The 20,676-nt window shown below is 70.6% G+C and carries 23 protein-coding genes; 15 read left to right on the top strand and 8 right to left on the bottom strand.

The genetic code is table 11. The features are described from left to right. The first annotated feature begins 12 nt into the window (after nucleotides 1-12). The 14 genes from ACQPYD_RS27075 (at nucleotide 13) to ACQPYD_RS27010 (ending at nucleotide 10,912) form a co-directional block, all read left to right on the top strand. Nucleotides 13-1,179, top strand: a complete 1,167-nt coding sequence (locus ACQPYD_RS27075) for a glycosyltransferase family 4 protein (RefSeq protein ID WP_267946343.1) — start codon at nucleotides 13-15, stop codon at nucleotides 1,177-1,179. Nucleotides 1,180-1,404: 225 nt separating this feature from the next. After that, nucleotides 1,405-1,827, top strand: coding sequence for a hypothetical protein (locus ACQPYD_RS27070; RefSeq protein WP_433698268.1), 423 nt, complete (start codon nucleotides 1,405-1,407; stop codon nucleotides 1,825-1,827). Between the two features lie 105 nt (nucleotides 1,828-1,932). Then, entirely contained in the window at nucleotides 1,933-2,163 is a 231-nt protein-coding gene (locus ACQPYD_RS27065; RefSeq protein ID WP_433698267.1) for an AtpZ/AtpI family protein, read from the top strand. A gap of 105 nt (nucleotides 2,164-2,268) precedes the next feature. Beyond that, nucleotides 2,269-3,099 (top strand): F0F1 ATP synthase subunit A, encoded by an 831-nt coding sequence (gene atpB / locus ACQPYD_RS27060; protein WP_433702145.1) that lies wholly within the window; start codon nucleotides 2,269-2,271, stop codon nucleotides 3,097-3,099. 123 nt (nucleotides 3,100-3,222) lie between these two features. Next, complete coding sequence (atpE, locus tag ACQPYD_RS27055) at nucleotides 3,223-3,450, top strand: ATP synthase F0 subunit C (RefSeq protein ID WP_267946340.1); 228 nt, start codon at nucleotides 3,223-3,225, stop codon at nucleotides 3,448-3,450. A gap of 55 nt (nucleotides 3,451-3,505) precedes the next feature. Beyond that, complete coding sequence (locus ACQPYD_RS27050; RefSeq protein ID WP_433702144.1) at nucleotides 3,506-4,048, top strand: F0F1 ATP synthase subunit B; 543 nt, start codon at nucleotides 3,506-3,508, stop codon at nucleotides 4,046-4,048. After that, nucleotides 4,048-4,872, top strand: a complete 825-nt coding sequence (locus tag ACQPYD_RS27045; protein WP_433698266.1) for a F0F1 ATP synthase subunit delta — start codon at nucleotides 4,048-4,050, stop codon at nucleotides 4,870-4,872. The genes ACQPYD_RS27050 and ACQPYD_RS27045 overlap by 1 nt, the downstream gene beginning before the upstream one ends. 65 nt (nucleotides 4,873-4,937) lie before the next feature. Beyond that, nucleotides 4,938-6,578 (top strand): F0F1 ATP synthase subunit alpha, encoded by a 1,641-nt coding sequence (gene atpA, locus ACQPYD_RS27040; RefSeq protein ID WP_433698265.1) that lies wholly within the window; start codon nucleotides 4,938-4,940, stop codon nucleotides 6,576-6,578. 3 nt (nucleotides 6,579-6,581) lie between these two features. After that, nucleotides 6,582-7,502 carry a F0F1 ATP synthase subunit gamma gene (locus ACQPYD_RS27035; RefSeq protein WP_267946337.1) on the top strand — a complete coding sequence of 307 codons (921 nt, stop codon included), beginning with the start codon at nucleotides 6,582-6,584 and terminating at the stop codon, nucleotides 7,500-7,502. Nucleotides 7,503-7,507: 5 nt separating this feature from the next. After that, nucleotides 7,508-8,950 (top strand): F0F1 ATP synthase subunit beta, encoded by a 1,443-nt coding sequence (atpD, locus tag ACQPYD_RS27030; RefSeq protein WP_267946336.1) that lies wholly within the window; start codon nucleotides 7,508-7,510, stop codon nucleotides 8,948-8,950. A gap of 134 nt (nucleotides 8,951-9,084) precedes the next feature. Next, nucleotides 9,085-9,474 carry a F0F1 ATP synthase subunit epsilon gene (locus tag ACQPYD_RS27025; protein ID WP_267946335.1) on the top strand — a complete coding sequence of 130 codons (390 nt, stop codon included), beginning with the start codon at nucleotides 9,085-9,087 and terminating at the stop codon, nucleotides 9,472-9,474. Between the two features lie 29 nt (nucleotides 9,475-9,503). Further along, nucleotides 9,504-10,004 carry a DUF2550 domain-containing protein gene (locus ACQPYD_RS27020; RefSeq protein ID WP_330159131.1) on the top strand — a complete coding sequence of 167 codons (501 nt, stop codon included), beginning with the start codon at nucleotides 9,504-9,506 and terminating at the stop codon, nucleotides 10,002-10,004. Between the two features lie 47 nt (nucleotides 10,005-10,051). Beyond that, complete coding sequence (locus ACQPYD_RS27015) at nucleotides 10,052-10,348, top strand: MTH1187 family thiamine-binding protein (RefSeq protein ID WP_267946333.1); 297 nt, start codon at nucleotides 10,052-10,054, stop codon at nucleotides 10,346-10,348. 51 nt (nucleotides 10,349-10,399) lie between these two features. Next, complete coding sequence (locus ACQPYD_RS27010; protein ID WP_433698264.1) at nucleotides 10,400-10,912, top strand: hypothetical protein; 513 nt, start codon at nucleotides 10,400-10,402, stop codon at nucleotides 10,910-10,912. Between the two features lie 87 nt (nucleotides 10,913-10,999). On the opposite strand, the gene ACQPYD_RS27005 is transcribed toward ACQPYD_RS27010, so the two are convergent. The 8 genes from ACQPYD_RS27005 to nucS all read right to left on the bottom strand — a co-directional run bounded on the left by ACQPYD_RS27005 (nucleotide 11,000) and on the right by nucS (nucleotide 19,136). Next, a complete protein-coding gene (locus ACQPYD_RS27005; RefSeq protein ID WP_267946331.1) occupies nucleotides 11,000-11,596 on the bottom strand; it encodes a cob(I)yrinic acid a,c-diamide adenosyltransferase in 597 nt (198 codons plus the stop codon). A 462-nt stretch (nucleotides 11,597-12,058) separates the two neighbouring features. Beyond that, nucleotides 12,059-13,486 carry a M28 family peptidase gene (locus tag ACQPYD_RS27000; protein WP_433702143.1) on the bottom strand — a complete coding sequence of 476 codons (1,428 nt, stop codon included), beginning with the start codon at nucleotides 13,484-13,486 and terminating at the stop codon, nucleotides 12,059-12,061. A gap of 339 nt (nucleotides 13,487-13,825) precedes the next feature. Further along, entirely contained in the window at nucleotides 13,826-14,515 is a 690-nt protein-coding gene (locus ACQPYD_RS26995) for a DUF1707 SHOCT-like domain-containing protein (RefSeq protein ID WP_433698263.1), read from the bottom strand. Between the two features lie 82 nt (nucleotides 14,516-14,597). Continuing rightward, entirely contained in the window at nucleotides 14,598-15,233 is a 636-nt protein-coding gene (locus ACQPYD_RS26990; protein ID WP_433698262.1) for a response regulator transcription factor, read from the bottom strand. Next, nucleotides 15,230-16,561, bottom strand: coding sequence for a sensor histidine kinase (locus ACQPYD_RS26985; RefSeq protein WP_433698261.1), 1,332 nt, complete (start codon nucleotides 16,559-16,561; stop codon nucleotides 15,230-15,232). The genes ACQPYD_RS26990 and ACQPYD_RS26985 overlap by 4 nt, the downstream gene beginning before the upstream one ends. Further along, nucleotides 16,558-17,415, bottom strand: coding sequence for an ABC transporter permease (locus tag ACQPYD_RS26980; RefSeq protein ID WP_433698260.1), 858 nt, complete (start codon nucleotides 17,413-17,415; stop codon nucleotides 16,558-16,560). Before ACQPYD_RS26980 ends, ACQPYD_RS26985 begins: the two co-directional genes overlap by 4 nt. Beyond that, the gene (locus ACQPYD_RS26975) at nucleotides 17,412-18,287 is read right to left on the bottom strand and encodes an ABC transporter ATP-binding protein (protein ID WP_433698259.1); all 876 of its coding nucleotides are present in this window, start codon (nucleotides 18,285-18,287) and stop codon (nucleotides 17,412-17,414) included. The genes ACQPYD_RS26980 and ACQPYD_RS26975 overlap by 4 nt, the downstream gene beginning before the upstream one ends. Before the next feature lie 171 nt (nucleotides 18,288-18,458). Further along, nucleotides 18,459-19,136 (bottom strand): endonuclease NucS, encoded by a 678-nt coding sequence (gene nucS, locus ACQPYD_RS26970; RefSeq protein WP_267946325.1) that lies wholly within the window; start codon nucleotides 19,134-19,136, stop codon nucleotides 18,459-18,461. A gap of 244 nt (nucleotides 19,137-19,380) precedes the next feature. On the opposite strand from nucS, the gene ACQPYD_RS26965 reads away from it, so the two are divergent. Continuing rightward, entirely contained in the window at nucleotides 19,381-20,595 is a 1,215-nt protein-coding gene (locus tag ACQPYD_RS26965) for a 3-hydroxybutyryl-CoA dehydrogenase (protein ID WP_433698258.1), read from the top strand. The last annotated feature ends 81 nt before the right edge of the window (nucleotides 20,596-20,676 follow it).

Here is a 20,676-nt window from a genome sequence, read left to right as displayed (position 1 = left end):
AGGGGCCAGGCCGTGCGAGAGTACGCGCTCACCTTCGTCATCGCCGCGGCGGTGACGTACCTGCTCGTGCCCCTGGTGCGCAAGTTCGCCATCAGGATCGGCGCCACCCCGCCGGTGCGCGACCGCGACGTGCACACCGAGCCCATCCCGCGCCTGGGCGGGCTCGCCATCTACGGGGGGTTCGCGGCGGCCCTGCTGATCTCCGCGCAGCTCCCGCACCTGCAGAACGTCTTCGTCGCCGACACCTGGCTGGGGCTCCTCCTCGCGGGCGGCCTCATCACGGTCATCGGGATCATCGACGACCGCTGGGGGATGGACGCGCTCAGCAAGCTGGCCGGCCAGGTCGTGGCCGCCGGCATCCTCGTCGCCAACGGCGTGCAGCTGCTGTGGCTGCCGCTGCCCGGCACCCAGCTGTCCCTGGGGCCGTGGCTGGGCGCGATGGTGTCGATCCTGCTCATCGTGGTGACCATCAACGCGGTCAACTTCGCCGACGGCCTGGACGGGCTGGCGGCGGGCATCGTCGGCATCTCCTCCCTGGCGTTCTTCGCGTACTACTACGTGGTCGCCGTCGAGCAGGGCTTCGTCCGCCAGTCGTATCCGGCGATGATCGCGATCATCCTCGCGGGCACGTGTGCGGGCTTCCTCTTCCACAACTTCCACCCGGCCAGGGTGTTCATGGGCGACACCGGCTCGATGCTGCTGGGACTGCTGCTCACCTCGATCACCATCACGGTGACCGGCCAGTTCGACGCCAACACCGCACGTGAGGAGTTCAACTCCGGCGGGCTCGTGGTGTTCCTGCCGATCGCCCTGCCGCTCCTGGTGATCGCCCTGCCGCTGGCCGACCTGGTGCTCGCCGTGCTGCGGAGGACCCTCGCGGGCAAGTCCCCCTTCGCCCCGGACCGCGGCCACCTCCACCACCGCCTGCTGGACATGGGCCACAGCCACATGCGGGCCGTCCTCCTCATGTACCTGTGGGCGGGGATCGTGGCGTTCGCCGCGGTCTCCCTGTCGGTGTTCGACTCCCCGGTGATCGTCCTGACGGTCACCGCGCTGGTCGCCACGTGTGCTGTCGGCCTCATCGCCCTGCCCCGCCTGCGGCGCCGGGGCCTCCTGCCGTGGGACCGCAAGGACCGCGTTAAGACGGGGGCAGGTCACGATTCGCCATCTGATGCCTGAGAGGGCGCCGGCATTCGGGACCAAGGTCTCGGAAGGCGGCGGCGGTGACCTGCGGAGGCAGAGGCCGGATCGGTGTGGTGAAGGTGACACAGGCCCCGGAGGACGCCCGGAACGGGCGTTTTGCGGGGCGTTAAGGTCGCGTTAAGGAACCCCCGGATTCAGCACCGATAACCTTGTGATAGCTTTCACGAGCAGGTACCCACTGAACCCCTACGGAGCTTTGTGATGCAGGAACACGACGCCCGGATCCTCCGTGGCGCCGCGCTTCCCAGCGCTGCGTGCGGGCTCCTGGCCATTGCGGTCTCCGCGCTCCTCGCCGGCGTCCCGGGAGCCCTCAGCTCCCTGTTCGCCGTGGTGATCGTGCTCGGCTGCTTCGGGCTGGGGCAGTGGGCCGTCCTCATGATCACGCGCCGCAACAAGGACCTCTTCCTGGCGGCGAACATGCTCGGCTTCGTCGTCAAGATGGCGGTGCTGGGCATCATCCTCGTCACCCTCGGCCGCAGTCCCCTCGTCGAGGACCTCAGCAGTGCAGCCTTCGTCTACAGCGCCCTGGCGGTCGTGCTCGCCTGGCTGGGCGGCCAGACGTGGGCGATCTCGAAGGCCAAGATCCTTCACGTGACCCCGAACGAGGGTTCGGAGAACGCGTGATGGGGTGCCCCGTTGCAGCCCGTCGGGAAGGGCGTATTACCCTGAACCTCGGCAGGCGGACGGCCCCGTTCCCGCCAAGGCCCACATGCTATATTCCGGAGCGAGATGAGCAGCGAACCAGCCAGAAAATCGGAGAAGCGCACGCCCTCGGCACCGCGCGAGTCCGACGGCTGGGCACTCTTCTCCACTCTGCTCTCGGGCGTGCTCGTCTGGAGCGCGATCGGCTGGGCCGCGGACAAGCTCCTGGGGATCCAGGCGCTCTTCCTGCCCATCGGGGCGGTTCTGGGCATGGTCGGCGCGATCTACGTGATCGTCGTCAAGACCCGCCAGGTCTGAACCCTCCCGCCAGTCCGGCGTCGACGATCGTGCGACGACGCTCTGTAACAACCATCAACGAGGCTTTCTTGCGTCACGACGAAAGGATTCGCCGTGAGTGCTGACGTGCGCATTCTCGCGGCCGAACCGAATTGCCACCTGTTCGGTGACAACGGTTGCGGGTTCACGCCGCCCACTATCGGGATGTTCTTCCCGGAACCGTGGTTCGCCAACATCCCCCTCAGCGCGGGCATCGACCTGTACCTGGTCCTGCTTCTCGTCGCCGTCGGTGCTGTCCTGCTTCTGTGGTCGTGGTTCAGCAAGAAGCTGAGCCTCGTCCCTGGTCGCAGGCAGAGCGTCGGCGAGATGCTGGTCCTGTTCATCCGGGACCAGATCACCCGCCCGACGATGGGTGCCAAGGGCGACCGGTTCATCCCGTTCATGACCGGTGTCTTCACGCTCATCCTGGCCATGAACTTCACGGGGCTGATCCCGGGCATGCTCCCGGTCAACAGCAACCTGGCCTTCACCGCCATGTTCGCCGGGGTCATCTACGTGATGACCATCGTGATCGGCATCCGCAACCAGGGCGGCTGGGGCTACTTCCGGAACCAGATCTTCCCGCCCGGGATGCCCAAGGCGATCTACATCCTGGTCACCCCGATCGAGATCCTCTCGGTCTTCCTGATCCGCCCGGTCACGCACGCCCTGCGTCTGTTCGCGACCATGTTCGCGGGCAGCCTGCTGCTCGCCGTGTTCGCCTACGGCGGCTGGTACATGCTCAACCTGACGGCCGAGCCCCTGCTGGTCGGTGTCTCGCTCCTCTTCTCGGGCGCGGCGCTGTTCGGCTACCTCGCCTTCTTCGTCTTCGAGATCGTGATCATGCTCGTCCAGGCGTTCATCTTCACGCTGCTGGCGAGCCTGTACATCAACCAGTCGCTCGAAGCGGCCCACTAGACCCCCTTCCCCTCCTGCGCGGCCGACCGGCCGTGCCAGGGGCGAGAAGAACTGACCCGTCCACACCGGCGAACTGACCAATTGCGACGAGCAACGCCGGACGTCGAGTAAAGGGAAACATCAATGGACATCGCTGCGATCACCGGCAACATCAACACCATCGGCTACGGCATCAGCGTCATCGGCGCCGGTATTGGTGTCGGTATCGTGTTCGGTCTCGGCATGCAGGCCATCGCCCGCCAGCCCGAGGCCCGCGGCCCGCTGCAGACCAACATCTACCTCGGCTTCGCCCTCATCGAGGCCCTGGCGATCCTTGGCTTCGTCCTCGCCTTCGCCGCTCCCCAGGGCTAGTCGAACTTGCCAACCGTTTTCTGATGGCAACTGACGCGAAGGAGGGCTGACCATGTTGGTGGAGTTGGCAGCCGATTACAACATTCTGCGGATCGACTGGGTGAAGTTCACCTTCGGTGCGATCGCGCTCGCCGTGGTCTACTTCTTTGTGGCCCGCAAGGCGGTTCCCAAGGTGATGGCGGTCCTCGACGAGCGTCATGACGCCATCGAGGGCGGCATCGAGCGGGCCAAGCGCGCCGAGGCCGAGGCCGAGGAGATCCGCCAGCAGTACCGCGAGAAGCTCGAGGAGGCGCACCGCGAGTCCGCCCAGGAGCTCGAGCGGGCCAAGGAGCAGCGGGCGGCGATCATCGCCGAGGCGCGCGAGGAGGCCCAGGCCGAGGCGCGCCGCATCGTCGAGGCGGCCCACGCCCAGATCGAGGCCGACCGCCAGCAGGCCATGGTGCAGCTGCGCGGTGAGATCGGCGGCCTGTCCGCCGACCTGGCCGGTCGCATCGTGGGTGAGACCCTCAGCGACAGCGCCGTCCAGAACCGCGTCATCGACCGGTTCCTGGACGAGCTGGAGCAGAGCCAGAGCACGCGGCAAGCAGAGGTGCGCTGATGCGTGGTATCAGCCGCACGTCGCTGGTCGAGGTGACCCGGCGCCTGGACGAGAACGTCCTGGCGTCGGCCGGCACCGCGCAGAGCGGTGTCTCCCTGGGCAGCGAGCTCTTCGAGGTCGTCGCCCTTCTCGGGAGCCAGCACTCGCTCCGCCGGTGGCTCGCCGACCAGGCGAACCCGGCAGAGCGCAAGACCGAGCTGATCGGCGAGCTGCTGGAGACCAAGGTCTCCCCGTCCACGGTCATCGTGGCCGGCGACGTGGTCTCGGCGAAGTGGTCCGGTCCGCGCGACCTCGTGGACGCGATGGAGCGGATGGCGGTCTACGCGACCGTCGCCGCGCTCCAGAACGCCTCGGCGCTCGACGAGCTGGAGGACGAGCTGTTCCGCTTCCAGCGGATCGTCGCCGCCCAGCCCGAGCTGCGCGACGCCCTCACCCGTGAGGGGGTCGCCCCCGAGCAGCGCCTCTCCCTCCTGGAGAGCCTGCTCTCGGGCAAGGTGAACGCCGCGACGCTGACGCTGGTCGGCGAGGCGGTGACCCGACCCCGGCGACGTACGCTGGAGCAGGCGCTGGACCACTTCGGGGGACTCGTCTCGGAGCGCGCCAAGCGCTACGTGGCCGTCGTCCGCAGCGCCGTCCCCCTGAGCGAGAGCCAGCAGTCCCGGCTCGGGGCCGCGCTCTCGCGCGCCTACGGCCGCGACATCCACCTCAACACCGAGGTCGTCCCCGAGATCGTGGGGGGCCTGTCCATCCAGGTGGGTGACGAGGTCATCGACGGGACCATCGCCGGGCGTATCGCCGAGGTCCAGCGCCGCCTGGCCGGCTGACAGTACGCAAGGCAAGCACGCACGGCGCCAGCCCGGCGCCATTTGAGAGCAAGGACAACGTAGAGATGGCGGAGCTGACGATCCGGCCGGACGAGATCCGGGACGCGCTACAGCGCTTCGTCCAGTCGTACGAGCCTGAAGCCACCCGCGCGGAAGAGGTCGGTACCGTCACCTACTCCGGTGACGGCATCGCCCGCGTCGGTGGCCTTCCCTCGGCGATGGCGAACGAGCTGCTGAAGTTCGAGGACGGCACCCTCGGTCTGGCCCAGAACCTTGAGGTCGGCGAGATCGGTGTCGTCGTGCTGGGCGACTTCACCAGCATCGAGGAGGGGCAGAAGGTGCGTCGCACCGGCCAGCTCCTCTCGGTGCCGGTGGGTGACAACTTCCTCGGCCGTGTGGTGGACCCCCTGGGCGCCCCCATCGACGGCAAGGGTGAGATCGAGTCGACCGAGCGGCGTGAGCTGGAGCTCCAGGCCGCCTCGGTGATGGAGCGCAAGCCGGTCCACGAGCCGCTCCAGACCGGTATCAAGGCGATCGACTCGATGACCCCGATCGGCCGCGGCCAGCGCCAGCTGGTCATCGGCGACCGTCAGACCGGCAAGACCGCGGTCTGCATCGACGCGATCATCAACCAGAAGGCCAACTGGGAGTCGGGCGACCCCGACAAGCAGGTGCGCTGCATCTACGTCGCGATCGGTCAGAAGGGCTCGACCATCGCGGGTGTGCGCGGCGCCCTCGAAGAGGCCGGCGCGATGGAGTACACCACGATCGTCGCCTCCCCGGCGTCGGACGCGGCCGGCTTCAAGTACCTGGCCCCCTACACCGGTTCGGCCCTGGGCCAGCACTGGATGTACGAGGGCAAGCACGTCCTCATCGTCTTCGACGACCTCACCAAGCAGGCCGAGGCCTACCGTGCGGTGTCGCTGCTGCTGCGCCGCCCGCCGGGCCGTGAGGCCTACCCCGGTGACGTCTTCTACCTGCACTCCCGTCTCCTGGAGCGCTGCGCGAAGCTCTCCGACGAGATGGGCCGCGGATCGATGACGGCGCTGCCGATCATCGAGACCAAGGCGGGCGACGTCTCGGCGTACATCCCCACCAACGTCATCTCCATCACCGACGGCCAGGTCTTCCTGGAGTCCGACCTGTTCAACCAGGGACAGCGTCCGGCCATCAACGTCGGTGTGTCGGTCTCCCGTGTCGGTGGCGCGGCGCAGACCAAGGCGATGAAGAAGGTCTCCGGCACCCTCCGTCTGGGCCTGGCCCAGTACCGCGAGCTCGAGGCCTTCTCCGCCTTCGGCTCGGACCTGGACTCCGTCTCCAAGCAGCAGCTGGAGCGCGGCGCCCGTCTGATGGAGCTCCTCAAGCAGGGCCAGTACTCGCCCTACTCCATGGAGCAGCAGGTCGTGTCGATCTGGGCCGGCACCACCGGCCGCGTCGACGACGTCCCGGTCGAGGACGTCCGCCGCTTCGAGGACGACTTCCTGGAGCACCTCGGCCGCGAGCACGCCGGCGTCCTGGAGACGATCCGGGACACCGGCAAGTTCGAGTCCGAGACCGAGAAGTCGCTCGACCTGGCCCTGGAGAAGTTCAAGCAGGGCTTCCAGACCTCCGCGGGCACCCTCCTGGGCACCGAGGCCGAGGCCGAGGCGCTCTCCGAGGAGAAGGTCGGCCAGGAGACCATCAAGGTCGCCAAGGGCGGGAAGTAACCCATGGGTGCACAGCTTCGCGTCTATCGCCGGAGGATCCGCTCGACGAAGTCGATGGCGAAGATCACCCGCGCGATGGAGCTCATCGCCACGACGCGCATCACCAAGGCGCAGCGTGCGGCTGAGGCTGCTGGGCCCTACGCGCGGGAGATCACCCGGGCGGTCTCGGCCCTGGCCAGCCGGGTGTCGGACCACCCGCTGCTGACCGAGTCCGAGAACCCGACCCGCGCTGCCGTCCTGGTCATCACCAGTGACAAGGGCCTGGCCGGCGCCTTCTCCGCCAACGTGCTGAAGGAGGCGGAATCCCTCACCCAGCTCCTCCGGGAGCAGGGCAAGGAGGTTCTCACCTACATGGTGGGCCGCAAGGGCGTGGCCTTCTACAAGTTCCGCGATCGTCCGATCGAGGCGCAGTGGGAGGGCTTCACCGAGCGTCCGACCTACGCGCACGCCCAGGAGATCGGCTCCGCCCTCATTGAGAAGTTCCTGGCGGACACGTCCGACGGCGGCGTCGACGAGATCCACGTGGTCTCCACGGAGTTCGTCTCGATGCTGACCCAGCGGGCCGGCACCGTCCGCGCGCTGCCGCTGGAGGTCGAGGAGAGCGACGAGAGCGAGCTCGAGGCCGCCCACGGAAGTGAGCCGCTGCCGCTGTACGAGTTCGAGCCGTCCGCGGAGGAGGCGCTGGACGCCCTGCTCCCGCAGTACGTGACCAACAGGATCTACTTCGCGCTCCTCGACGCCTCCGCCTCCCAGCAGGCGTCCCGCCGTGCGGCAATGAAGGCCGCCACGGACAACGCCGAGGACCTCGTCAAGAACCTGGGACGCCTGGCCAACCAGGCGCGCCAGGCCGAGATCACCAACGAACTCAGTGAGATTGTCGGCGGTGCCGACGCCCTCTCCGCTGCCAGCGCAGGAAGTGAGTAGCAAAAGTGACTGCGACAGTTGAAGAGACGGCTGGGGCTGGCACCGCCACCGGCCGTATCGCCCGGGTGACCGGGCCGGTCGTCGACGTGGAGTTCCCCGTCGGCTCCCTGCCCGCCATCTACAACGCCCTGCACACCGACGTGACCGTCGGCGGCAAGGCCAAGACCATCACCATGGAGGTCGCCCAGCACCTGGGTGACAACCTGGTGCGGACCATCTCCCTGGCCCCGCAGGACGGCCTCGTCCGCGGCGCCGAGGTGCGCGACACCGGTGCGCCCATCAGCGTGCCCGTCGGCGACCTCGTCAAGGGCCACGTGTTCAACACCCTGGGCGAGCCCCTGGACGTGTCGGCGGAGGAGCTCGGCGTCACCGAGCGCTGGCCGATCCACCGCAAGGCCCCGTCCTTCGACCAGCTCGAGTCCAAGACCGAGATGATGGTCACGGGCATCAAGGTGATCGACCTCCTCACCCCGTACGTGCGCGGTGGCAAGATCGGTCTGTTCGGTGGCGCCGGTGTCGGCAAGACCGTGCTGATCCAGGAGATGATCACCCGTATCGCCCGCAACTTCGGCGGTGTGTCCGTGTTCGCCGGCGTCGGCGAGCGCACCCGTGAGGGTACGGACCTGTTCCTGGAGATGGACGAGATGGAGGTCCTCCAGGACACCGCTCTCGTCTTCGGCCAGATGGACGAGCCCCCGGGCACCCGTCTGCGGGTCGCCCTGTCCGCTCTGACGATGGCGGAGTACTTCCGCGACGTCCAGAACCAGGACGTGCTCCTCTTCATCGACAACATCTTCCGTTTCACCCAGGCGGGCTCCGAGGTCTCCACGCTGCTGGGCCGCATGCCCTCGGCCGTGGGCTACCAGCCCAACCTGGCGGACGAGATGGGTCAGCTCCAGGAGCGGATCACCTCGACCCGCGGTCACTCGATCACCTCGATGCAGGCGATCTACGTGCCCGCGGACGACTACACCGACCCGGCGCCGGCGACCACCTTCGCCCACCTGGACGCGACGACCGAGCTCTCCCGCCCGATCTCGCAGAAGGGCATCTACCCGGCGGTGGACCCGCTGACGTCCACCTCCCGCATCCTCGACCCGCAGTACGTGGGCGAGGAGCACTACCAGGTGGCGCAGCGCGTCAAGGAGATCCTCCAGCGGAGCAACGACCTCCAGGACCAGATCGCCATCCTCGGTATGGACGAGCTGTCCGAAGAGGACAAGATCGTCGTGAACCGCGCCCGCCGCATCGAGCGCTTCCTGTCGCAGAACATGTTCGTGGCGGAGAAGTTCACCGGTACCCCGGGCGTGTTCGTCCCCCTGGAGGAGACCATCGCCTCCTTCAAGGGCCTGTGCGACGGTGAGTACGACCACCTGCCCGAGCAGGCCTTCCTCGACGTCGGCAACATCGACATGGCGGTCGAGAAGGCCAAGCAGCTTCAGGGCTAGAACCGCGCGAAGCGTCCGTTCAGGGTGGTGGCGGGCGACGGGCGGGACAGTTTCTCCGGCCGGGCCGGTCCCGAACGACAACACGTCGGGGCCGGCCCGGCCGAACCCACCCGCTAGCCGAGGAGTTTGTGGCAGTGTCGAAGAAGCTTTTCGTCGAGATCGTCTCGCCCGAACGTGAGATTTGGGCCGGCGAGGGCGACATGGTCATCGCGAAGACCGTCGAGGGCGAGATCGGTGTCCAGCCCGGGCACATCCCGGTGCTCTCGCTGCTGGCCCACGACGCCGTCGTTCGCGTACTGGGTGCGCGGGAGACCGGAGAGGTCCGGGCCGCCGCGCACAGCGGGTTCGTCTCGGTCTCGGGCGAGGGTCGTGTCTCCATCCTCGCCGAGACCGCAGAGCTCGCCGAGGACATCGATGTGGACCGTGCGCGCACGGCGCTGAAGAACGCGACCGAGGCCGGCGACACCGTCGCCCTGGGCCGCGCTCGCAGCCGCCTGCGCGCTGCTGGCGAGGACGTCGCCTAGCGAACCGGGACGGCGGAACGGCAGTGGGCATGGAACGACCGCTTCCCGCTCAGGTGGGGCCGGGCTCCTGGCTGGGGTCCGCGCAGTGGGTGTTCTTCGCCCTGCTCTTCGTCTTCCTCGCGGTGGTGCTCGCCGTCACCGTGCGCCGCTGGGTACTCGTCCAGCGGGGCGGCGCGGTCGAGTGCTACCTGCGCACACCGGGCGGGCGGGGCCGCCGGGGCTCCTGGCGCATCGGCTTCGGCCGGTACGGAACGGAGAACCTCGGCTGGTTCCCCATCTTCTCCCTGAGGCCGCGGCCGACAGTGTTCCTGTCGCGCCGCGGCCTCGTCGTCGTGGGGAGGCGTGTCCCGAGCGGAGAGGACACCGAGCACCTGCCCGTGGACGTGACCGTCGTCCGGATCGGCTGGGCCGCCGAGGACGGCAGCGAGCCCCGGGACGCGGTGTACGAGATCGCCATGAGCGAGAGCGCTCTGACGGGGTTCCTGTCCTGGCTGGAGTCGATGCCCCCGGGGACGCAGTGGGAGGCGTGACCCCGAGAGGGTTCACATCCGCCCCGTGCTGTGCCTAGCATGGCCGCATGATCGTCGCATTCTCTGTCTCTCCGCTCGGGGCCGGCGAGTCCGTCGCCCCCGCCGTCGCGCGGGCCGTGAAGGTCGTACGCGAGAGCGGGCTGCCCAACGAGACCACAGCCATGTTCACCAGCGTCGAGGGCGAGTGGGACGAGGTGATGGACGTCGTCAAGCGGGCCGTCGCCGCCGCGGGCGAGGGGTCCTCGCGCGTGTCCCTCACCCTCAAGGCCGACATCCGCGAGGGCGTCTCGGACGGCCTGCACAGCAAGGTCGAGGCCGTCGAACGGGAACTCGGCGACTCCTGAGGCTCCCGGGTCCTTCCGCGGAACCGGTCGGACACGGCAGGATGCGGTTCCATGGCCACTTCCCGATTCCGCGTCCTGTTGCCGGTCCTCCTGGCGCCCCTGCTCGTCGGCTGCTACGCGTCCGGCGGCCACGTCGGCGCTGTGGCCACGGGCCACTTCACCGCCCAGCACCGCTTCCCGGTCGTGATCGTCACCTGGTGCGGTGACGACCCGCCCCGCCAGATCGACCTGGCGGGGGAGTCCCGGAGCCTGCACCTCGTCGCCACCCGCGAGTTCGGGGGGAGCGAGCTGGAGGTCGACCTGGCCGCGCCGGGGGAGGACTGGGAGATCCTCGACGAGGACGGCAGGGCCGTCTACAGGATGGGCCCGGAATCCCCGGACGAGGAGTACACCCTCGGCGTGGGGTCGGCCGAGGCGGAGCCGGGGGAGCCCGCCGAGCATGACATCGGGACGCTCACCTTCACCACCGGGGCGCTGGCCGCCGAGCAGGGGGTGTACACGGAGGCCGACGGCGCCTCCGCCGCCGCGGCCGTCCCGCAGGAGGAGTTCCCGCCCGAGTGCTGAGACGGCCTGGACGCGGCCCGGGGCGTGGTCCGAGGATGCTGGCGGCGGGCTCGGCGCTTGCGCCGCCGCCGCGGGCCCGGAGCGGTCCTAGCGTTCGCCCCCGGGCTTCCAGAGCACCTCGTCACCCTCGTCCGCCACGTACCGGCCGAGGATGAACAGCAGGTCGGAGAGACGGTTGAGGTACTGCGCTGTGAGCGGGTTGACCGTGTCGCCGTGCTCCTCGACGGCGGCCCACACGCTGCGCTCCGCACGGCGCACCACGATCCGAGCCGTGTGCATCAGCGCCACAGTGGGGGAGCCCCCGGGGAGGATGAAGCTGCGCAGGGTGGGAAGACCGGCGTTGTAGTGGTCGCAGGCCTCCTCCAACCGGGTGACGTACTCGGGGAGGACCCGCAGCGGCGGGTACTCCGGGTCCGGCACGATCGGCGTGGAGAGGTCGGCTCCCAGGTCGAACAGTTCGTTCTGCACCCGACCGAGCAGGGCGCGCACGTCCCCGGGGACGTCCCCCAGGGCCAGCGCGACGCCGATGGCCGCGTTGGCCTCCTCCGTGTCGGCGTACCCGACGAGGCGCGTGTCGTTCTTGCCGGTCCTGCTCATGTCGCCGAGGGCCGTCGTGCCGGCGTCGCCGGTACGCGTGTAGATCTTCGACAGAACGACCGGCTTGTCCTTGTCCCGTGTGGTCATGCCCCCAGCCTAGTGCGGCGGGCCCGCGGCACACCGGGCGCCGCCGTCCCCCGGTCGCGGCCCGTCCGGGAGGCGGAACCGTCGGCGGGCACGGGCGCACCGGGTCGGGGCCCGCTCGCACCGGCGCCGCCTCCCCGGGCCCGCCGGGGGTCGACCGGAAGCGCTGCCCCGGGCGGCGGGCGGGTACCCGCGCCCCCGTTCGTCACGGAGGATAACTGTTCAGTATCAAGGGGTGAAGGTGATGCACCTCACTGATACATTGGGGCACGAGGAAGCTACTCAACGTAGTTTCCGGTGGTGTTCTACGCGTCAAGTCCCGGGTGGGAAGAGGGGGCCACCCGGGGCCGCCGCGCAGGGGGAGGCACCGCGAGGGGCGGGCGGCGTGAAACCGGGGGGTTCACACCGCCCGCCCCCATGTGCGGCGGGGCCCGGAGCCCCCACGGGGACCCCGGGCCCGTCTGCCTAGCGGAGCCAGGCGTCTCCCGTGCGCGGCAGCTCGGCCGGTGCGGAGGACCTCAGCACACCGTTGACCGGCAGGGTGCTCTCGGCGAAGAACTCCACGCCGTGGGCGCCTGCGGCCGACAGCTCCGCCACCGAGTCCCAGTCGATGTGCTCCATCGTGTCGTCCGCCGTGTGGTAGTACGGGTCGAAGGCATCGCCGGCGGTGCCGCCGTACCACTCGGCCTGCTCCTCGCTCTTGATGCCGTCGGCGCCGCTGAACAGCCCCCCGGACGGGATGCCGGACTCCATGAAGGCCCTGTAGTCGCTGCGCCCGCTCAGCACGCCGGGCTCGCTCACCTGGTCCTGCGAGGCGAAGTAGTCCGCGAAGACCTTGGCGATCGCCCCGGACCCGGAGGGGGCTCCCGAGGAGTCGGGCAGCTCCATGCCGCCGTCGAGGACGAACCGGCCGTAGTTGTGCGAGCCGATCATGTCGAAGTTGAGGTAGAGGGCGATGTCCTCCAGCTGCTGCTCCGTCAGGTCCGCCACGTACTCGGTCGACCCGACCAGGCCCTCCTCCTCGGTGCCCCAGAAGGCGAACCGGACCTTGTTGTTCGGGTCGGCCTGCTCGGCGAGGCGGATCGCGGTCTCCAGCACGAACGCCGTGCCGCTGCCGTTGTCGTTGATACCGGGGCCGTCCTCGACGCTGTCGAGGTGGGCGCCCACGACCACGACGTTGTCGTCGCGGCCCTCCGCCGTCTCGGCGAGGACGCTGTAGGAGCTCTCGGCGGAGACGGTGGCGTCCACCTTCACCCGGAGTTCGAGCCCGTCGGCGGCGATCAGGTCGGCGCCCGTCAGCCCGGACACGCCCACGGCCGGGATGGCCGAGACGGTCTCTATGGTGCCGAGGAAGACCTCGTCCGCGTTGTTCACCACGACGGCGGCGGAGGCGCCGGCGTCGGCGGAGTTCTGGACCTTCTCGGAGAAGGGGCAGGTGCCCCGCACGGTGATCGCGACCGCGCCCTCGGGGAAGCCCGCGAAGTCGTCGGGGGAGCACCCGCTCGCCGTGCTGTCGGCGTTGACGGCGACGGCCGGGGCGGTGACGTCACCGGAGCCGGAGTAGCTCATGGGGACGTAGTCGACATCGGCCTCGTAGACGGCCTCGCCGGGCGCGGTCTGCGCCAGGACGGAGGGCGACTGCTCGCGCCAGAGCTCGTAGTCGTATTCGTGCCGGGACGTCTCGTACCCCGCGCGTTCGAGCTGGTCCTCGACGTACAGGGCGGCGACGTCGTAGCCGGGGGTGTTCGTCGCCCGGTTGCCGCCGTTGTACTCGGCGATGGTGTCCAGGTTCTCCATGTGCTCCCGCACGGCGCCGGCGGTGACCAGGTCGGCGAGGCCGTCGGGCTCGCTCTCGGCGTGGGCGGGGCCCGACGCCAGGGCCCCGGAGGCCATGAGGACGGCGGCGAAGCCCGCTGCGGCGGTGCGCCCGCCGGGCCGGGGGGAGGAGGGGGATGCCAAGGCGGACGCTCTGCCGAGCGTGGCCCGTCGGTGTGTGGGGCGCAACGGTCTTCCTCCGGAGTGCGGGGGGTCCACCGCTCCGCGGCATGGGGGATGGACACCTCTGGTGGGTGAAGTTTCGCTGCAGCCTGTCACCAGAACGGTGTTCCCGGCAAGGAGTGACGAGCCTGATTGCCACAATCAGCCACGCAACTTACGCGTTCGGTGCGCACTGTGCCCGTGGCGGAGTCCCGGAGGGGCCGATCGTCCAGCGGCCGGCCCCCGGGACGCGGCTCAGTCCTCGTCGCCCCGGTCGCGCTTGCGCTGGTGCTTGCGGCGCTTGTAGACCACGCCCACGCCGGCCATGATCGCGAGGCCGCGGATGTGCACGATCGGCGCGTCCGGGTCCACCACGCTCGGCGGATCGCCGCCCTCGGTGCCGAAGCCGCCCATGATCGGCAGCCCGTGGACGCGCACCTGGATGTCGTCGGGGACCTTGATCTCGATCCCGGCCATCACGCAGCCGGTCCAGATCGTGGTCTCGCGGTGGACGAACCGCGCCTCGCGCAGGTCCAGTTCGACGCCGCCCATGAGGGAGAGCGCGAAGAAGTTCTTGGGTACCACCCACGCCCCGGCGCGGTCGGAGCCGCCCATCACGGCCACGGCGGCGGTACTGGTCGGGGCCTCCCGGGGGGTGACCCGGCCGCTGCCGTAGATCGGGCGGGGCGAGCGGAAGTCGCCGGAGACGGGGGTCAGGGAGGAGGGGCCGCCGTCGGTCGCGGGCAGGTCCTCCGTGAGGGGGACGAGCTCGCCGATGGTCTTGGCGCGGTAGACCGCGTCCAGGCGCTCGCTGTGCTCGTCGGGGTCCAGGCGGCCTTCGGCCAGGGCTTCGCGCAGGCGGTGCGCGACGGAGTCGCGGTCGGCGTCGGAAGCGCGCAGCCGACCGTGCTCGGGGGGATTGGCGTCGTTCATCGGGTCCACCATATGACGATTCTTTCCCGGCGGCACGCGTGTGCCATCCGGGAGGAGCCCTGAGCCGACCCTGAAGCGCCCCCTCCCCCCGGAGTCACCGGTCCGGGAGCAGCCCGCGGCGGATCGCCCGGGAGACGGCCGCCGTGCGGTCGCCCACGCCGAGCTTGTCGTACACCCGCATCAGGTGGGTCTTCACCGTCGTCTGGCTGATGTGCAGGGCGCGGCCGATGGCCGCGTTGGTGCGGCCCTCGGCCGCCAGGCGCAGTACCTCCGTCTCGCGGGGTGACAGGACGGAGGCGGGAGGGGCGTCCCGCTGCCGCATCCCGGACAGGAGCTTGCCCGCGACCCGGCCGGTGAGCACGGTCTCCCCGCGGGCCGCGGCGCGGACCGCGTCGGCCAGGGCCGCGCGCGGGGTGTCCTTGAGCAGGTAGCCGGTGGCGCCCGCCTCGACGGCCCGCAGGATGTCGCCGTCGGTGTCGTAGGTGGTGAGCACCAGGACGTGCGCGCCGGGGTGGTCGGCGGTGATGCGCTCGGTGGCCGAGACCCCGTCGCCGCCGGGCATGCGCAGGTCCATGAGGACCACGTGGGGGGAGAGCGCGGCGACCAGGGCCAGGGCCTCGGGACCGGAGGCCGCGTCGCCGACCACGCTGATGTCCGGCTCGGCGCCGAGCATGCCGCGGATCCCCTCGCGGACCACCGGGTGGTCGTCGACCAGCAGGACGCGGATCACGGTATGCGCTCCTCGTGCGTCTCATGGGCCGGGGGATCGGTGAGGGTTCGGCCGGGGACGGAGGCCCCCGCCGAAGGGAGGGACATGCGGACGGTGGTCCCGGAGCCGGGGGCGGCCTCGACGTCCAGGGTCCCGCCCACACTCGCCGCCCGGTGCCCCATGTTGGCGAGACCGCGGCCCGCGGAGACCTCGCCGGGGACGAATCCGCGTCCGTCGTCGGAGACGGTCAGTTCGACGCACGCCTCCGTGTAGCCCAGGACCAGCTCGACACGGCGGGCCCCGGAGTGTCTGCGCACGTTGGACAGTGCCTCCTGCGCGGTGCGCAGCAGGCAGATCTGCAGGTCGTTGGTGAGCGGCACCGGTACGCCCTCCACCCTGGAGCGCGCGGTGGCGGCGAGTTCGTCGCCGAGCCGCGCGGTGATCCTCGCCAGGACCGCCTCGAGGTCCCCGGCGGCGAAGGGCGCCGGTTGGCGCGCCGCCACCATCGCCCGCGCCTCCGCCAGGTTCTCCGCGGCGGTCTCGCGCATCAGCGCCAGGTGGCGGCGCGCGGTCGCGGGATCGGAGTCCAGCTCCGACTCCACCGCCTGGGTGAGGGCGACGATGCTGGTCAGTCCCTGCGCCAGGGTGTCGTGCATCTCGCGGGCGAGGTGTTCGCGCTCCACCATCGCACCGGACTCCTCCGACAGCCTGACCGCCTCGGAGCGGCTCGCGCGGAGCTCGGCGATCAGCTCGGACCGTTCGTAGCTCTGCTCCACGATCAGCTCGAACCACCGCCCGAACCACAGGGCGTATCCGACGATCGCGCCGTTGATCAGCACGGTGACCAGGACCGTGTTCCACTCCTCCGTGCCGGCCAGCCCCCGTACCGGTCCCGGCAGCAGCAGGACGACCGCCACCGTGGGGACGGCCACCGCGGACCCGCACGTCATGAAGCAGAGCGGGGCGACGGCGATGAGCATGAAGGTCAGGTCCGGGTTGAGGAGCACCGCGGGCAGGATGCACAGGAGGAGGAGCGCGCTCAGCACCAGCGAGCGGGGCCGGTCCCAGTCGGAACCGTCCAGGAGGAGCAGCCTCCTGCCGTACGCGTAGTAGACGACGATGACGCCCGCTGTCAGGGACGCGGGCAGCCAGCGCCCGTCGGGATCGCCGCTCACCAGGGCGAGCAGAACCATGCCGAGCATCGTGCTGGTGAAGTACAGGTCCCACCAACCACCCAGGTCCCACGCGTGCCTCTCGCCACCGGGATCCTTTCCGACGGCGGGCCGCCCGTCGCCGTCCGCGCCCCCGTCGCCGGCCTGCTCGGCGACAGCCTCGGCCACGTCGCTCACCCGTCCCTCCGCGTCTTCCACCGGAACGTCACCAGTGCCAGGACCAAGCCCACCACACACCACGCGCCCAGGGCCAGGGCCACCCGGGGGAGGTCCCAGGACCCGCCGGGTTCGAGCACGGCCATCTCCTCCGGGAAGAACCCGGCCCGCATCCCCCGGGCCATCCACAGGAGGGGAAAGAGGCCTGCCGCGTCCACCACCCAGTCGGGCAGGGCCACGACCGGCACGAAGACGCCCGACGTGAACTGCAGGACGAGGAAGGGCACGACCACCACGGCGGAGGCCGCCTGCGCGGACCGGGCCAGTGAGCTGACCGCGATCCCGAGGAGGGCGCACGAGACGGTGCCGAGGACGAGGACCCACGCCAGGGTGGCCCACGACGCGGCGTCGGAGGGCAGCCGCGCGCCGAAGCCCAGGACGGCGACGCCCAGCAGGAGGGCCGTCTGGCCGAACGACAGGAAGGCCACCAGCACGGTCTTGCCGACGAAGTAGGCGCTCGGCGGCATCGGCGTGCCGCGCAGGCGGCGCAGTCCGCCGTTCTCGCGCTCAGCGGCGATGCCGGTGCCCAGGAGCTGGAAGCTCACCGACATGAGGCCCATGGCGATCATGCCCGGCAGGTAGTGGTCGACGGCGGGCATGCCCATGTCGAACATGCCGTCGAAGACGGACGCGAACAGGACCAGGATCAGAGCGGGCAGGCTGAACGTGAAGACCAGGCTCTCCCACTCCCGGCTGAACGACCGGATCTCGACCAGTCCCCGGGACAGGCCGATCCGCAGGGCGCCGGGCAGCCGCCGGGCGCGCCCCGGTCCGGAGGGGGCCGGGCCGGGGACCGGCGCGGTGTCGGTGCTCATACGGTGCTCCTCCCGGCGGCGTCCGTGCCGCCGTCCCGTCCGATCAGTTCCAGGTAGGTCTCCTCGAGGGTGGGGCGGTGCACGCTCAGCCCCGGCACCTCTCCGCCGAAGCACGCGGACAGCTCGCGCACGACCCGGGCCGGCTCGTCGGTGGCGGTCTCGCGCCGCCGCCCCTCGACGGTCCAGCGCACCGTGGCCCGCGCGGAGGCCCGTCCGCCCAGGGTGGCGGGGTCGCCCAGGGCCCTGACCCGCCCGCGCGCGATCACGCACACGCGGTCGGCGAGTGCCTCCGCCTCCTCCAGGTAGTGGGTGGTCAGCACGATGCTGGTCCCCCCGTCGGCGAGCTCGCGGACGAGGGACCAGAAGTCCCTCCTGGCCTGCGGGTCGAACCCCGTGGTGGGCTCGTCCAGGAACAGGAGTTCGGGACGGCCCACGATGCCGAGGGCCACGTCCAGCCGGCGGCGCTGTCCGCCGGACAGGGAGGAGGGCAGCGCCTCGGCCTTCTCCGCCAGGCCGACCCGCTCGACCACCTCCCCGGGGTCGTGGCTCACGGGGTAGTAGCCCGCGAAGTGACGGACCAGGTCGCGTACCGGGAGCGCGGGAACCTGGGTCTCCTGCTGCCAGACGACGCCGATCCGCGACCGCCACACACGCCCGGCCGTGCCCGGGTCCTCGCCGAGGACGCGGACGGCGCCGCCGTCCCTGTGCCGGAAGCCCTCCAGGATCTCGACGGTGGTGGACTTCCCCGCGCCGTTGGGGCCGAAGAACGAGAACACCTCGCCCCGGTGCACGGTGAGGTCGACGCCCGCCACGGCCGTGACGTCCCCGTATCCCTTGGTGAGGCCGCGTACCTCGATCGCTTCTCCGCTCATGGGACCGACTCTTCCGGCCCGGGGCCGCCGGGGGTATCGGCCGCCGGGCCGCCGGGGGTCCTCCGATCGGACGACGGCGGGGCGGGCACGGCGGAGGCCCCCGGCGGGTGTCGCCGGGGGCCTCGGGGAGCCGGGTGGGGTCCGGCGCCGCGGGCGGCGGCCGGGAGGGGGTCAGAACAGGCGCAGGACGTCGGGCTCGATACCGCGCAGCGCGTCGTAGTCCAGCACCACGCAGGAGATGCCGCGGTCCTCGGCCAGGACGCGGGCCTGGGGTTTGATCTCCTGAGCCGCGAAGACGCCGCGCACGGGGGCGAGCTGCGGATCCCGGTTGAGCAGTTCCAGGTAGCGGGTGAGCTGCTCGACGCCGTCGATGTCGCCCCGGCGCTTCAGCTCGACGGCCACCGTGGCGTTGCCCGCGTCGCGGCACAGGATGTCGACCGGGCCGATCGCCGTCGGGAACTCGCGGCGGATGAGCGTGTAGCCCTCGCCCAGCGTGGTGATGTGCTCGGCGAGCAGTTCCTGGAGGTGGGCCTCGACGCCGTCCTTCTGGAGGCCGGGGTCCTTGCCGAGCTCGTGGGAGGTGTCGTGCATGACCTCCTCGACGGTCAGCACCAGCTTCTCGCCGGACTTGCCGTGGGTGACGGTCCACAGGTCCGGCCCGTCCTCGACGGTCTCCTCACGGAGCTTGCACGGCGGGTTCATCCAGTTCAGCGGTTTGAACGCCCGGTCGTCGGCGTGGATGGACACGCTCCCGTCGGCCTTGATGAGGATCAGCCGGGGAGCCATGGGCAGGTGTGCGGTGAGCCGGCCGACGTAGTCGACGCTGCACCGAGCGATGACGAGACGCACGAAACGCCACGTTACCGCCTCCGGCGGGCGGGCGGACCCGAACCGACCTCCCCCCCCCCGGGAGCGGCCGCCCCGGGCGGGTCCGGTGCCCTCCTCCCCGAGCCCGGGACCGGACGCGGCCGGGGCGCGCCGGAGGCGGGGAGCGCCTCGGCGCCGGCGCGGCCGGCGCCGCCCGCGGCACGCAGTGCCCGCCCGGGGCATCCCGTGCGCCGTCCACGGGGTCCCGCCCTTTAGTCTTGGGCGTATGGTGCAGGAATTTGACAAGGTCGGTGTCGTCGGACTCGGCGCGATGGGCGCGGGCATCGCAGAGGTGTTCGCCCGCGCGGGGTTCAACGTCATCGGGGTCGAGATCGACCAGGCCGCCGTCGACCGCGGCCGCAGTCACATGGACAAGTCCCTCTCGCGGGCGGTCAGCAAGGGCAAACTCACCGAGGAGGAACGCTCCGGGATCGACGCCCGCCTGACGTTCACCACCTCGCGGGAGGATCTCGCCGACGCGGACTTCGTCGTCGAGGCCGTCCCCGAGCGGATGGACGTCAAGAAGGACGTCTTCGCGGACCTGGACAGGATCTGTCCGCCCGGGACGATCCTGGCCACCAACACGTCGTCCCTGTCGGTCACCGAGATCGCGGCGCTCACCGGACGGCCCGAGAAGGTCGTCGGTCTGCACTTCTTCAACCCGGCGCCGGTCATGGCGCTGGTCGAGGTGATCACCACGGTGTCCACCGGCGAAGAGACCGTCGACGTGGTCACCGAGGTCGCCAAGCGCATCGGCAAGACGCCCGTGGCGGTCGGGGACCGTGCAGGGTTCGTCGCCAACGCGCTGCTCGTGCCCTACATCAACGACGCCGTCCGCCTGTACGAGCGGGGGATCGCCACCCGCGCGGAGATCGACGCCGCCGCCCGGAAGGCCGCGGACCTGCCCATGGGGCCGCTCGCCCTCGCCGACCTGGTCGGTCTGGACGTGTGCCTCGCCGTCATGGACGTCCTGTGGGAGGAGAACCGCGACCCGCGCTTCACCGCCTCGCCGCTGCTGCGCCGCATGGTCGCCGCGGGACAGCTGGGCCGCAAGACCGGCCTGGGCTTCCACGAGGGCCGCTCCGAGGAGCCGGAGCCCCGGGCCGCGAGCCGCTACGCCGAGATGGTCCGGGACGAGGAGACCCTCGACCTCGGGGAGATCCTCATCGCCCCGCAGATCGACGACGCCCTGCGCATGATCGGCGACGGCTACGCCTCGGCCAAGGACGTCGACACCGCGATGCGGTTCGGCTGCGGTTACCCCAAGGGTCCGACCGAGCTCCTGGCGGACCGCGGCGCGGAGTCCGTGGTCACCACCCTGATGGCGATGGGCGAGTACAGCCTGACCACGATCGCGGTGCCCGCGCCGCTCCTGATGGACCAGCTGCCCGACGCCGAGGAGGGGCAGGGCCACGGCGGCGGCTGCGCCTGCCACGGCTGATCCTCTCCGGGCCCGCTCACGCGGTGGCCGCCGTCGCCGGTGTGACGGCGGCCACTGCCGTTTCTCTCCTACCCTTGACGG

Origin of the sequence: Nocardiopsis sp. CA-288880, from assembly GCF_050955985.1 — a bacterium.
Classification (GTDB): Bacteria; Actinomycetota; Actinomycetes; order Streptosporangiales; family Streptosporangiaceae; genus Nocardiopsis; species Nocardiopsis tropica.
The sequence above is the reverse complement of the archived record's forward strand: the minus strand, read 5'-3'. Positions and strand labels throughout refer to the sequence as shown.

What these genes read in the sequence shown, in the direction of transcription:
- ACQPYD_RS27000 (WP_433702143.1), bottom strand. Translation starts at nt 13,486, where the DNA reads ATGGCCTCCGGGGCCCTGGCGTCGGGCCCCGCCCACGCCGAGAGCGAG.
- ACQPYD_RS26980 (WP_433698260.1), bottom strand. Translation starts at nt 17,415, where the DNA reads ATGAGCACCGACACCGCGCCGGTCCCCGGCCCGGCCCCCTCCGGACCG.
- ACQPYD_RS27005 (WP_267946331.1), bottom strand. Translation starts at nt 11,596, where the DNA reads ATGACCACACGGGACAAGGACAAGCCGGTCGTTCTGTCGAAGATCTAC.
- ACQPYD_RS27035 (WP_267946337.1), top strand. Translation starts at nt 6,582, where the DNA reads ATGGGTGCACAGCTTCGCGTCTATCGCCGGAGGATCCGCTCGACGAAG.
- ACQPYD_RS26995 (WP_433698263.1), bottom strand. Translation starts at nt 14,515, where the DNA reads ATGGTGGACCCGATGAACGACGCCAATCCCCCCGAGCACGGTCGGCTG.
- ACQPYD_RS27065 (WP_433698267.1), top strand. Translation starts at nt 1,933, where the DNA reads ATGAGCAGCGAACCAGCCAGAAAATCGGAGAAGCGCACGCCCTCGGCA.
- ACQPYD_RS27045 (WP_433698266.1), top strand. Translation starts at nt 4,048, where the DNA reads ATGCGTGGTATCAGCCGCACGTCGCTGGTCGAGGTGACCCGGCGCCTG.
- ACQPYD_RS27015 (WP_267946333.1), top strand. Translation starts at nt 10,052, where the DNA reads ATGATCGTCGCATTCTCTGTCTCTCCGCTCGGGGCCGGCGAGTCCGTC.
- ACQPYD_RS27070 (WP_433698268.1), top strand. Translation starts at nt 1,405, where the DNA reads ATGCAGGAACACGACGCCCGGATCCTCCGTGGCGCCGCGCTTCCCAGC.
- ACQPYD_RS27010 (WP_433698264.1), top strand. Translation starts at nt 10,400, where the DNA reads ATGGCCACTTCCCGATTCCGCGTCCTGTTGCCGGTCCTCCTGGCGCCC.
- ACQPYD_RS26975 (WP_433698259.1), bottom strand. Translation starts at nt 18,287, where the DNA reads ATGAGCGGAGAAGCGATCGAGGTACGCGGCCTCACCAAGGGATACGGG.
- atpE (WP_267946340.1), top strand. Translation starts at nt 3,223, where the DNA reads ATGGACATCGCTGCGATCACCGGCAACATCAACACCATCGGCTACGGC.
- ACQPYD_RS27020 (WP_330159131.1), top strand. Translation starts at nt 9,504, where the DNA reads ATGGAACGACCGCTTCCCGCTCAGGTGGGGCCGGGCTCCTGGCTGGGG.
- ACQPYD_RS26965 (WP_433698258.1), top strand. Translation starts at nt 19,381, where the DNA reads ATGGTGCAGGAATTTGACAAGGTCGGTGTCGTCGGACTCGGCGCGATG.
- atpA (WP_433698265.1), top strand. Translation starts at nt 4,938, where the DNA reads ATGGCGGAGCTGACGATCCGGCCGGACGAGATCCGGGACGCGCTACAG.